General features: G+C 46.0%; 11 protein-coding genes. All 11 read right to left on the reverse strand.

Annotation, left to right across the window (positions count from 1 at the left end; translation table 11 throughout):
* Positions 1 to 22: 22 nt before the first annotated feature.
* The 11 genes from flgK to metK all read right to left on the reverse strand — a co-directional run bounded on the left by flgK (position 23) and on the right by metK (position 12,923).
* Positions 23 to 1,606 (reverse strand): flagellar hook-associated protein FlgK, encoded by a 1,584-nt coding sequence (flgK, locus tag QPK24_RS21690; protein WP_285744629.1) that lies wholly within the window; start codon positions 1,604 to 1,606, stop codon positions 23 to 25.
* Between the two features lie 18 nt (positions 1,607 to 1,624).
* Positions 1,625 to 2,125, reverse strand: coding sequence for a flagellar protein FlgN (locus QPK24_RS21695; RefSeq protein ID WP_285744631.1), 501 nt, complete (start codon positions 2,123 to 2,125; stop codon positions 1,625 to 1,627).
* A gap of 9 nt (positions 2,126 to 2,134) precedes the next feature.
* A complete protein-coding gene (gene flgM / locus QPK24_RS21700; RefSeq protein WP_285744633.1) occupies positions 2,135 to 2,419 on the reverse strand; it encodes a flagellar biosynthesis anti-sigma factor FlgM in 285 nt (94 codons plus the stop codon).
* A 148-nt stretch (positions 2,420 to 2,567) separates the two neighbouring features.
* Complete coding sequence (locus QPK24_RS21705; protein WP_285744635.1) at positions 2,568 to 2,975, reverse strand: flagellar protein; 408 nt, start codon at positions 2,973 to 2,975, stop codon at positions 2,568 to 2,570.
* Positions 2,976 to 3,180: 205 nt separating this feature from the next.
* On the reverse strand, positions 3,181 to 3,984 hold the full coding sequence (locus tag QPK24_RS21710; RefSeq protein WP_285744637.1) for a ComFC family protein: 804 nt from the start codon (positions 3,982 to 3,984) through the stop codon (positions 3,181 to 3,183).
* Positions 3,977 to 5,893 carry an ATP-dependent helicase ComFA gene (locus QPK24_RS21715; protein ID WP_407082937.1) on the reverse strand — a complete coding sequence of 639 codons (1,917 nt, stop codon included), beginning with the start codon at positions 5,891 to 5,893 and terminating at the stop codon, positions 3,977 to 3,979. The genes QPK24_RS21710 and QPK24_RS21715 overlap by 8 nt, the downstream gene beginning before the upstream one ends.
* 168 nt (positions 5,894 to 6,061) lie before the next feature.
* Positions 6,062 to 6,478: a hypothetical protein gene (locus QPK24_RS21720; RefSeq protein WP_285744639.1), complete on the reverse strand. Its 417-nt coding sequence runs from the start codon at positions 6,476 to 6,478 to the stop codon at positions 6,062 to 6,064.
* A gap of 288 nt (positions 6,479 to 6,766) precedes the next feature.
* Positions 6,767 to 7,489 (reverse strand): response regulator transcription factor, encoded by a 723-nt coding sequence (locus QPK24_RS21725; protein ID WP_213530394.1) that lies wholly within the window; start codon positions 7,487 to 7,489, stop codon positions 6,767 to 6,769.
* A gap of 4 nt (positions 7,490 to 7,493) precedes the next feature.
* Entirely contained in the window at positions 7,494 to 8,654 is a 1,161-nt protein-coding gene (locus QPK24_RS21730; protein ID WP_285744642.1) for a sensor histidine kinase, read from the reverse strand.
* Between the two features lie 47 nt (positions 8,655 to 8,701).
* On the reverse strand, positions 8,702 to 11,413 hold the full coding sequence (locus QPK24_RS21735; RefSeq protein WP_285744644.1) for a stalk domain-containing protein: 2,712 nt from the start codon (positions 11,411 to 11,413) through the stop codon (positions 8,702 to 8,704).
* A gap of 307 nt (positions 11,414 to 11,720) precedes the next feature.
* Positions 11,721 to 12,923 (reverse strand): methionine adenosyltransferase, encoded by a 1,203-nt coding sequence (metK, locus tag QPK24_RS21740; RefSeq protein WP_285744646.1) that lies wholly within the window; start codon positions 12,921 to 12,923, stop codon positions 11,721 to 11,723.
* Positions 12,924 to 13,032: the final 109 nt, after the last annotated feature.

Raw genomic sequence — 13,032 nt, forward strand, 5'->3', positions numbered from 1 at the left:
TTATCTTCCTACAGTCTTCCTACTATCTTCCTACAGTCCCGGTTCCATTAATTAATTTCTCTAACAGCTCATCAAACGTCGTCATAAATCTAGCAGCTGCGCTATAGGCATGCTGGAACTTAATCATGTTGCTCATCTCTTCATCCAGCGATACTCCGCTGACTGATTGCCGAGAGTTCTCCACCTGAGTCACCAAAGAAGCAGAGTTCGTCATTTTACGATAAGCTTCCTGTGTCTGAACCCCAAGTTCTCCAACCATGGATTTATATAAATCATTAAGTGTCGTCTTATCTGTTCCACCTGGTGTCGTAAAAGAAGTGCCTTTCAGACTGCCCATGAGTGAGGCTAGGGTATTATTCCCTTTCACCGCATTACCTGAAGCATCAAGACGTAAGGAGGAAGCAATCTTATTTGGGTTGAGCTGAATTTCTTTATTAAGGGTAATGTTGCCTGCCGTAATCGGTCCGCCATCTGCCCCTGTGAAAAAAGGAATGCCGGCACTTGCAGAGCCATCTAATGAAAAACCAAGCTCATGCAGTCCGTTGAGGCCCTTCACCGTTAAAGGAGTCTCATTCTTGAGAACCGCTCCCGCGGGAAATGCTTGTCCTGCCAAAACGGTAGACTCGGCACCATTTACTGTAATCACGGTATCTTGATCTGCCACCGTACCTTCACGAACAGAGGAACCGGCAGGTAAAGTAATCGTAATATCGCCATTCGCGATGGTATTTGCCAGTTGATTCAGATCATTCTGAAAGCTCGTTACAAAGCTGTCTCTCGAAACGACCATTCCATACACTTCGCCGCCTTTAAGATCCCCAGATGCATAAGCGTCCGTAAGAAGAGCGCTCGTCACTTCTGTAACTGCCGTACCATTCACGAGATTCGTTCCACCAATGGAGATGTTGTACCCTTGTTCATTTTCCGTTACGGTTATGTTCGCAATTTTGGATAACTTATCAGTGAGGAGATCACGCTGATCGCGAAGATCATTTGCGTTATCGCCCAAAGCTTCAATTCTTGAAATCGTATTATTCAAATCGGCAATAGACGTAAGATACGTTTGCATCTCTTGCGCCTTAACACCGATATTTGCGGTAAGGTCCTGACTTAATCCATCTAGCTGCTTGCTCATAAGGTTCATCGCATCCGTCAGAGCAAGTGCAGATTCTTTTACAATATTACGAGCTGTGAGGTTCTCTGGATCTTTACTTAGATCAGACCAGGAGGACCAGAACTTATCTAATACGGTCTGTAGACCCGTATCGGAAGGTTCCGTCATGATTCCCTGGATCTTATCCAGTGCATCATATTGAATCTCCCAATTCCCGAGGCTCGAATTCTCGCTGCGGAACTGGCTGTCGAGGAACCCCTGGCGAATTCGTTCAATAGCTGAGAACTCCACCCCCGAACCGAGTTGGCCCGGGTTTGTAGATCTTAAATAAGCAAGCGGATCCATAGGAGAAGAAGCGGTCATTTTTACCGTTTGTCTCGTGTAACCCTCTGTATTGGCATTGGATATGTTGTGACCTGTTGTATTCAGTGCGGCCGTTTGTGTAAACAAACTGCGTTTTGCAGTCTCTATCGAATGAAAAGTGGAAACCATCGTGTTACTCCTCCTAACTTAAGCTCGTGAGTCGAAATATCCGAATTGACCTACCGCTCCATGGCGTTGATCTGGATGTTTATACACCGGCTCCTGTGTGGGCTTATCGATCAGCACGTCCAATGAATAATCAATAAATGCGAGTGACTGTTCCAGCAATTTTTGATTAATTTCATTCACTTCTTTGAGCTGTAATAAGGTTGTGCTTAGCGCCATTTGAGCTTGTTGCAATCTTTCCTTATCCTCTACATCAAATACGAGACGAGAGATTTCCGTAATGGTCAGATTTAATTTGGACTTAATTCCACGCTCGAGTAAGAAGGAGACAATTGCTTCATTTTTCATAACTTCCTGACTTTGAATGCGCTTCAATAGGACTGACTCTTGGTTTAACAAACGGATTAATGTATCTGTATCGTTCTTAATAATGGATTCTTTTTTCACTTCTGCTGTACGAAGCATCTCACGATGCGTTGTCTCAAGTTCATACATGGCATCAATTAATTGATTTAGGGACATAACTCTCTCCTACTTCTCGGAACTTGATTTAAAATACGGCATCATCTTCTCGGCAAGCTTATCTGTATCGACTCTATAGGTGCCTGAAGCAACTTGTTGTTTCAGTTCCTGAATACGCTGTGTGCGTTCACTGTTTTGGACTTGTTCTTGTTTTTGAAGCATTTCCATCGCCTCTGGAGAGATCGTAATCTCATCCTTGCGGTTTGTTTTCTTTCCTTCGGTCTGCTGAGCAGACTCTATGTTTTTGGAATAAGAATGAATTGCTCCAATGCGACCGGATTCATTAATTTTCATATACGAAGCACCTGCCCTTTCCCTTATATCGGAATGATCTATTGTATCATCAAGTCATCTAAAATAAAAAAACCGATAATCTTTACTAAAGTTATCGGTAGAGGTTGAAACATTGTTTATAGTGTTACAGCGAATTAAGCCCTGTCTCCTAGGAACGTCCTGATTTGTCGATTGCACGATAGGCACCTGCTCCTAGAGAGCGTCCTTCCCCCTGACTAACCTCCCGGGCTGCACTGCTCAAATCCTTGGACAAACGCGAACGACAGCTTTCGCACATATGTCCTTCACGAATGGAAGTACCGCAAACTTCACAAGGCAACATAAGATTCGGCGCATCCACTACAGAGATCCGGCCTTCCTTAATAAAACGTGTAATCTGCTTAATGGATACACCTGTCTCATCGGACAGTTCTTGGACGTTCGCGCCCCTGTGTTTACGTAAATATTCGGCACAGTCAACATACTGCTGTTCGATTTCTCTGAGACAAGTTGGACAACAGCCCATTACGTTAAGCGCGTAAAGCTTGCCGCAGTGAGGACAGTTACCTACATTCATCCTCTTCAGCCTCCTTCTGGGATCATTTCCGAATGCTTTTCCTCATTATACCTACGATATTTAGCCTTGTCATCTTTGGTAGTTATGAGAAACAGTGGAAAGCCAGTGCTTGCATAACTGTAAAAATAGAGCACGAATCCGCTTACTTTCACACGATGATTTGACTAGTTTATTTCTATATCGGAGAAACGCCTCCGAAATCTTACTAGGATCTGGCCCAAGTGAGCGTATAAATTTTAAAATAGATACCGCGCTCTTCTCCCCATCGCTTAATTGCCTGGCTGCAAGCTTCGAGTGTACTGCCCGTTGTATAAACATCATCTACCAGAATGAGGTGAATCAGTTGATGATTTTCGTTTTGTGGCAGATTCATTAGTATCTTCTTCATATAAAATGAAGCATCCTCGTGAACAGCAAAGATGTTTCGCATCGATTCTACCCGCTCTTTACGAGACTTATAACTTTGTTTCTCCGTGTGCTGTGTACGCATCAGCATGGGAATGACCGGAAGACGCACCTCATGACTAAGTACTTCAGCGAGCCTTTCGGCTTGATTAAACCCCCGCTCTATATGTCGCTCTCTGCTCACCGGAACAAACGTAACCGCCTGTGCCTGCCAGATCATATGAGGAGAAAGCGTCATTTCACGCTGTAAAGCACGGTAAGCTGTACCCAGCATGGTCCCGAGAAGTGGAGCCATCCGTTCTTTGCCCCGATATTTATATACCGCCAGCCACTCTCGCATGAGAGGATCATATCTTACCGCACTTCGGTTCATCTCAAAAGAACGGCGGAGGTTCTCAGCTCTTGCACAGTCTGGGCAGCCGATCGCTCTACCGCAACGATGGCAGCGTATGCTTCGAATCCAAGGAATACTAGAAACACAGCGCGGGCATAACCCTGGGAGCGTGGTAGATAGAGCGCCTCGGTTACCACATGCAACGCAGATCTGTCCCGGCGGCGCAGCCAGCCCATGCAAAAAGGATCGTACCCACTCAAAACTAATCACCTGCAGACTCCTTTCCCAATAAATACCCTTGGCGTCTTGCGATCGTATTCATTCGTTTGATTTGCTTAACGGCTTCTTTCTGACCGAGACTGCGCTCGGGTGCGGCAAAAACGACGTTTCCGGCAGGATCATCTTTCGACCTTCCTGCTCGTCCTGCCATCTGCACAAGAGAAGCTGCATCAAACAGCCGATTGTTGGCATCGAGGATATACACATCACTTTTGGGTACGGTGACCCCGCGCTCGAGAATCGTGGTTGTGACGAGCAGACGAATGGACCGATCCCGAAAAGCCATGACCTTCTCTGCACGCAGCGGATCTTCAGACGAGGTTCCTTCGATTCTTAGATCAGGCAATGTAAGCCTGAGCAAATGTAATAAAGCATCAATCTGAGCAATCCGAGTGACAAACATAAAAATTTGCGCACCTCGCTCTATGGAAAACGTGAGTCTTCTGAGTAATTCCGCAGGCAGCTTATGTTGCTTCAATAACTGCTGGACAGAAGGGACTTTCAGCAGCAGCGGTACGGGCAGAGGATGCCGATGAAAACGAACCGGCACTCTCGCATGGGCAAGCTTGCCGCTGGCTGCTTGCTTCTGCAGTTCCCTAGGCGGGGTGGCAGATAAATAGATAAAGCTGCCGCCCTGTTTGCAGCATGCTTCCGCTGCATAAGCGAGCATGGGATCGTTGTGGTATGGGAAAGCATCGAGCTCATCGATGATGACCAGGTCAAAAGCGTGGCGGAAGCGAAGCAGCTGGTGCGTTGTGGCGAGGGTAAGTTCCCCTCGCCGCCAGCGGTCGCTGCTTCCGCCATAGAGGGTGGCGCGCGTCACCTCAGGGAACGCGCGGGCCACCCGGGGAGCGAGCTCCAATACTACATCGCGCCGCGGTGTGGCTACGAGCACGCTCCCCCCGCTGCTGAGAATGGCATCCAGCAGCGGGAAGGTCATCTCGGTCTTGCCGGCGCCGGTTACGGCCCATAGCAAGAACCGGCCTTTGGCCGCAGCGGAGCTGGCAAGGCGCCGCTCCGCCAAGTACGCAAGCGCCGCGCCTGTGGCTGCGCTTTGCGCTGGGCTAAGCCCCCACCGGCTGTCCGCCGCGGTGGGGAATCCCCCGGCCGCTCCCTTAACGGCCGGGGGCGCTGCACCTTGCAGCAGCAGCGCACAAGCCCGGCTGCGCCCGAGCGCGAGGCAGGCCTCGCAGTAAGCGCATGCCGAACTGCCGCATGCCGCGCATGGGCTTTGCTCGGCTGCGACACTACCACAGCGCCGGCAGTACAGCGGTACCCGCTGGCCCTGAACCAGCCACTGCCCCAAACGATGCCGTTGCTTATGAGGCGGCTGTTCAGCTACGGCTGCTTCATAAGTGATCCGTCCCGCCAAATATCCAAGCTGAATAGCTGCTTTAGTTTCGGTTTGCATACTCGGAACGTTCTCCGCTAGCAGTGCTTCCGCTTCGGGAAGCAACAGCTGTCTGCCTGTCAGCTGCTCCGCGGCCTCTACTGCATCATCATAAAGGGAATGAATCACTCCCTCTGCATGACTCGTTCCCCTGAGCGGCACGATTTTAATATCTAGGCAATCACGAAGTAACTTCATGCCCTCTTTCCCCGGTTCCTGCGATGCCTTCTCTTGTAGAATGGACTCCGTCCATCTTTGCCAGGTTTGAACTGATGTCTTCTCTCTAATCATTACATTCTGCTTGTGGAAATTTTCTCTCAGATGACACGCCCAAGAAAAAGGCATCTGGGATGAAATCCAAATGACAGTCGCAGGCTCCTTCGTCTTCTTTCTTCTAGCTTCCCACCATAACTGGTCGGCTTCTGGGCAGATTGATATATATAAATTCAGCTCATCTAATTTGGCGGGATCTCCCTCTTCTTCCCTTGCCAAATATACAGCTACTTTCACAGTCTTCCCTCCTTGATCACGCAAAAAAGCACATACCTCGGTAAATCTACCGAAGTATGTGCTTCATACTCAATAATAATATAGAAAAAAATAACATATAAGTTCTATATATACAATATTAATGACAATACCGCAACTTTTTCAAAGCTCATTCGTTTTATAATATATCTACAGTTTGCTTACGAATGGAATTCCTTGAAGAGCGCCTTCTTGACGAAGATCAATAGTTTTCGTATCTTCCCGTTCCTGTATACCGCTTACGTTCATATACGACAAGGATTCGTCGCCAGCCATAATATCTAGTTCGATTCCAGTTATATCAAACAGCCGATTTAGCAAAAGCAGGGTTTCATCGCTTGAGCCATAATCCACTACGGTAACATGATGGGTTTTTCCTCGTAAAGATGCATCTAAAGACAGTGCTCGGATAATCCACTCCAGTATAAATCCATGGTTACTTGTAATCAAAACATAACGTGTTTGCTCGGTTTGTTTCTGATTCGATTGCAGCGTTCGATAAACAAAACGTACGGTTGCAGCAGATAGGCCATAAACCAGCGCAATCCATAACAAATGTTCGATCATGGCGACTGCACCTCCCTTTACGACAATATATGCCGTAAATATGGACGTTGACACAATGAACGTTTATAAAAGTTTTATTTATTTAGCCGCTGATTCGCATCAAATAACTCCGAATAGCTCAAACTCTAGTCATATTTTATACTGCATTACAAAGAAACCGACTTGCGCCATATGTATGCCTATGGGGCGGCAAAAGGCTGCTTACGATAGCTTGTACGTTCTAACTTCAGCATTTCCCCCGAAAAGTTACACCCCTATTTTCCTTCTCATGCTAAAGTTTATCCTACGTTATAGAGTGACCCAACCATATTTAATGGAATTAATTACGGCTTGTGTCCGGTCATCAACTTCCATCTTTTGCAAAATACTGCTGACATGGTTCTTCACTGTTTTCTCACTGATGAACAAGAACTCACCAATCATTTTGTTGCTCTTACCTTCTGCCATTAAACGAAGCACTTCTGCTTCACGGCGAGTCAGTGGATTATTATCTCCAGCAACAAACTTCACGCCTGCTTCTTTTACGCCGCCTTCACTCATGGTACCTGTTTCATTCAGATAAGTCATTCGGCGGAGCTGCATAATCAGCTTTCCTGTTACTTTTGGATGAATAAATGCGTACCCTTCGTGCACAGAACGGATTGCATTGATCAGAGACTCTGCCTCCATATCCTTCAGCAAGTATCCACTTGCTCCTTTACGAAGCGTTTCAAATACATAACTTTCATCATCATGAATAGACAAAATAATAACTTTCACATCTGGGAACATTTCTCTAAGTTTTTCTGTCGCTTCCACACCATTTTCAATCGGCATGTTGATGTCCATAAGAACGATATCCGGCTTGATCTGATTACAGAATTCAAGTACCTGGATTCCATCGCCGCATTCGCCGATGACCTCAATATCGTCCTCCATGTTCAGTATGCGTTTGAGTCCTTCACGAAACAGCTGATGGTCATCAGCTAGTAATACTTTAATATCTGCCTTATTCATGTTCTGGTTTTCCATCCTGTTACTCCTTTCCCTTCTCCACGTTTGTCGGGATATGAATCACGATCTTAGTGCCTTGATTCTCTCCTGATTCAATCTCCATTCGGCCTTCGAGCAGTTCTACCCTTTCCCGCATACCTATGAGTCCAAAATGAGAGTGATCCTTACTTTTCTCCTCTAACTTCTCCGGTTTAAATCCAAGACCGTTATCCTGCACGACAATCTTGACGAGCTGAGCCTGGAAAGTAATCTCGACCACCACATATGTTGGATAAGCGTGCTTGGCTGCATTCGACAAACCTTCTTGCACTAATCGATATATCGCTGCCTCCATCGCGGAAGACAAACGGTGTTCTTTCCCTCTAGTTTCAAACAGTGCACGAATTTTCGTTTTTTCCTCAAAATCCTGCACGTATTTACGAAGTGTGGGAATTAAGCCCAGGTCATCCAGGGCCATTGGACGCAAATTGAAAATAACTTTTCGCATTTCCCCAAGGCTGGAACGAACTTGTTTTTTCAAATCTACTATTTCGGCCTGTACCATCTTAAAATCCTGCTTAGCCAGCATTCTTTCTACAATTTCCGTCCTAAGCACTAGGTTGGCAAGCATTTGTGCGGGTCCATCGTGAATTTCACGAGCGATTCTTTTCCGCTCTTCCTCCTGGGCCAATATGATCTTGAGACCAATCATTTGTCGATTTTTGGCAGATTCAATAATCCGTGTAACCTGACCCAATTCACCAGACAGATACTCCATGACAACATTCATCTGTGAACCAATTGTCTCGGCTCTTTCCACAGATGCCTCGATACTGCGCGCACGTTTTTGCAAATCATCACGGCGAGCTTTGAGGTACATTTCTTTTTCTCTGTAAATCATCAAATCCAGCTGCAACTGCGTAGCCTTCTCATAGGCTTGCTTGATATCATGTTCAGAGAAACGGACAAAATCGCGGCTGACCTCAGTCAGCCGGATTCGAGACCTGCGGAAATTGAGTTCCAGTTGATCTACCTTTTCAATCGTTTCGGCCGTCTCTTTCAGGATGGATTGAACCTCCTGATTCAGTGCTTTCAGCTCGGTACGAGACGAGTCCATGATTTCAAAAATTTGATATTTACTACTTTCCATGACCTGCATGGCGTTTTTTATAACGCGATCGAGAGCATCTGCTTGAAAGTCCACGTATTTTCGACTCCATTCCTAACGTTTCCAGGATATATCATACCATATCACGAGTCGATGGTGACGGTCTTCGTTTTCTGTTCCCATTTTACAGTCAGTCCAAGCTGTTCAGAAACAAGCCTTAGAGGGACTAAAGTCCTACCACCTGATATATAAGGTGCCACGCTCGCGTTTTGACGTTGCCCATTGATTACAAATTCCTTCTGACCAACCGTCAAATCTATTAACTTACCACCGCGTAGTATGGTCACTCGCTGGTTTTTACTATCCCAGGTTGCCTGTCCCCCAAACACATCAAGCACATGCTTAATAGGAATGTAGGTAGCATTATTTTTCAGTACGGGCGCTGCATCAATGGTTCTCTTTTGACCGTTAAATAACATCGATTTTTGTCCTAAAACAAGCTTGGCGACTCCCTCAGGCAGACCGGCCTCACTTGATAGAGATGGCATTGTAAATGCTATATTATCAAATGCTACGGTTCCTGTCATGGCTCGCTCGTCCTGTCCTTCGTCCAAATTCACGACATAAACCCGCTTTAATTTGGCTGGATATGAGATATCCGAACTACTTAAGTCCACATTCAGCTTCTTCCATCCCGACCAGTCTATATTTCTTGCCAAATCCACATACACCGTTTTCCCCTTCGCATCGGTAAGTTCTGCCCGCAGCCAGTTCAGGCTGTGATCTCCAAGAACATCTACCGATAGAGCAGTGGCTGCAGATTCAATCGTTTTGCCGGATGTTCCATTCAGCTGAGCGTAAGCATACATTTTACCACTTCCGCCCGTCATATCATAGCTGAGCTGGAGCACTTTGGATCCAGCTTTTTCCCCGGTTCCATTCACTACTTCTGCAGTTCCCGTTACCCCTGCTGCGTTCGTTGTAAACTGAACTCCATAATTCACATTCTCGAAGTCTTCCCACATACTTTCTCCTGCTGCAGACAGGACTACTACCGTACTGAATCCATCATAACGTCCAATCGCGTAACCGACCGTTGCCCCTGTATTAATAGAAGAAACCGTTAATTTATCTCCCTTCACGCTGCCTTTAAAGCCAATGAACTCCCATTTCAGTGCATCCGCGCTAAGTGAAACGGTTTGTCCATCTTTGGTTGTAGCCGTCACCGGAATATCGATGCTGGTTCCTGCTTGTAGTGAGCCCGTACCTGAACCGGCTTTCAGTGCAGTCAGATTGCTTCCGCCTACTACCGTCACTTTCATCTTGCTGCTTGCTGATCCACTTACCGCAGTAAGTGTAGCTGTTCCGCCGCCTACTGCTTTGATCTTTCCGCCGCTTGTGCTGATCACCTTACCATTACTTGATTTCCAGGTAACTGAGGTTGTTCCCACATCGTAAGGGTTGTAGTACGTGTCATACCCTTTCAGGCTGTACTCTGCCTCCTGACCTACAAGAAGAGAAGAAGAACCGCTGATAGCAAGCCCCTTTAATTTTCCTGCGGGAGCGAGAGAATACACACCAAGACCATTAACAACCGCACGCTGTTCAGTCCCATATTCTGTTGAAAAAGCAAGACCGGTAGCCGTCATTCCAAGGGGTCTCGTAATCATGGTAGTGGAACCCCCGCCATCCAGGTTCATCCCTTTCCAGATCCCGATACTCGTCATAAAGGATTGCATTTCTTTTAAGGACATCCCGCTGCTTGCACTATTATCTTGTACAGCAATCAGATAAGCATAACGATTATCTTTGGAATAACCTACTGCTGTCCGAGCACGGTAGCCTCCAATGCTTGATGTATCACGGGAGAAAGAAGTCGCTTTCCCGCTGCTCACTAGAATCGTATGTCCGCCGATCATCATTTGCAGCGTATCTGGGTTCACCTTTTGACCCGTTGTCTTCGCTACTAACTTGTAATCCGTATTTACTGCCTGTCCTACTGTGAGGTTTGCAACCAACCAATCCGCTGCTTTGCCATGAGCACGCAAAATGTAACCATCTTCCGGAATTGACGTGCTTAGTGCACTCTTATAAGATACTTCCTGAACAACATCATTCTGTACAAGCACTTCAGTCGGCACTGTAGCAGGATCATTCGGGCGTTTAGGAGAGGTCCATGCCGAGGTATATATGTAAATCGAATTGGCGTGGCTGTATTTCACACTTCCTGACTCCAAATAATAGTCTTCCTTATTCATACCCCGTAAAGGATAAGTAGCACCACTCGATGCCTGGACAGAACCTTCAAAGCTGTACTCGTCAATCATCGGTTTACCCTCTTTGCTAATCGTCATAGCATACATCCCAGTTAGCTCGGACGGGGTAGACATTAGTGTGCCACTAGCAATCTGTCCGCCAATCGGTGCAAGTTCACCGCTCACGTTAAAATAATCTCCGTTCACACCCGCTACGGCTCCTGTTTCCTTTACCATGCCGCCTGTACTTTGTTTACTATTAAATGTACCTCCCTTGCCTGTCATTACATCAAGTTTGACATATGGATTATTCAGATCCACCTCAATGACATTTGCAAGTATATTGGTTTTGGCATTTGAGCGTGTTGTGGTGAACTGGTAATTTATCATTTTGGCACCGGACGTAATCATCTCTTCAGAGAGCTTTGTTGTACTCGCTGCTGCTTGCGCTACACTCGTTATAGGAAGTCCCGTATTCCAAGCTCCGCTCGATCCAAGAACCGGAGTGACCCACAGAACGCCTGCGATCGTAATAATAAACCATTTTTTCTTCCTGCTATCCTTCTGTTGTTTCCCCTTTTGCATTCGGTTTGTTCCCATAGAAAAGCGACTCTCCCATCTTGTTTTGCATTATCTAATAGATTCAGCCCCGATACTCGTAAGGAGAGTACGGAGCTGAAGACATTTTTATCCTCTACTTAATAGACTGCAAAAAATGGAAAAAGTTACGCTCTCTTTGAAGATTCATGAATTCGATTATCCCTCGTCTTGAGTCTCGTTCTTCAGGAGAAGGATATAGGGCATCTTCCCTCGAGAAAAATAAAGCAGAACATCAAAAAAACCTTCGATGATAACCGTCATCGAAGGTTTGATGTGTAAAAACTTCATTAAATGAAGTTCTAATCTATTAAATGCCTGCCTGCGACTGCAAAGCTTCCACTTTGTCAACGCGTTCCCAAGGTACATCCAGATCGGTACGGCCAAAATGTCCGTAAGCAGCCGTTTGTTTGTAAATCGGACGACGCAGGTCTAACATGCGAATGATGCCCGCTGGGCGAAGATCAAAGTTATTGCGAATGAGTTCTACAAGTTTTTCATCACTAACTTTACCAGTGCCGTATGTATCGACATTGATCGATACTGGGTTTGCTACACCAATTGCGTAAGCAAGCTGAATTTCTACTTTGTCTGCAAGTCCAGCAGCTACAAGGTTTTTAGCCACATAACGTGCTGCATAAGCTGCAGAACGGTCCACTTTTGTAGGATCCTTACCGGAAAAAGCACCGCCGCCATGACGAGCATAACCGCCATACGTATCTACAATAATTTTACGTCCTGTAAGACCTGCATCACCTTGAGGTCCACCAATAACGAAACGACCTGTTGGGTTGATGAAGTACTTGGTTTCATCGTCAAGCAGATTAGCTGGTACTACAGGAAGAATAACCTTCTCTTTAATGTCAGCTTGAATTTGCTCAAGTGTGATTTCTTCCGCATGCTGTGTGGATACAACGATCGTATCTACACGAACAGGCTTGTCTCCATCATATTCTATAGTAACTTGTGTTTTACCATCTGGACGAAGGTATTCAAGCGTACCATTCTTACGTACTTCAGCCAAACGACGAGCGATTCGGTGAGACAAAGCAATCGGAAGCGGCATCAGTTCTTCCGTCTCGTTGGTTGCAAAACCAAACATGAGGCCTTGATCCCCTGCACCGATATTTTCAGTCTCTTTATCCATTTGATCTGGATCACGATTCTCAAGTGCTGCGTTAACGCCTTGCGCAATATCTTTCGATTGTTCGTTCAGAGATGTTAATACTGCAGACGTTTGATAGTCGAAACCATATTTTGCACGAGTATAGCCGATTTCTTTTACCGTATTACGTACAATTGCCGGAATATCGATATAATCAGCAGAGGAGCTGATTTCTCCGATGACAAGTACGAGTCCAGTAGCTACAGATACTTCACATGCAACACGCGCATTGGGATCAGCTTCAAGAAACGCATCAAGAACGGCGTCGGAAATTTGGTCACAAATTTTATCTGGATGTCCTTCAGTTACGGACTCAGAAGTGAATAAGTGGCGCCCTTTAACAGACATAGTAGTTTCAACCTCCCACGTATATGGATTTGTATGGTATAAGCCATCAATTCTATCCAATACAAAAAATGAACCTTTCCCGAAACGGAAAAGGTTGCAATACATCCTC

Source organism: Paenibacillus polygoni, from assembly GCF_030263935.1.
Classification (GTDB): Bacteria; Bacillota; Bacilli; order Paenibacillales; family Paenibacillaceae; genus Paenibacillus; species Paenibacillus polygoni.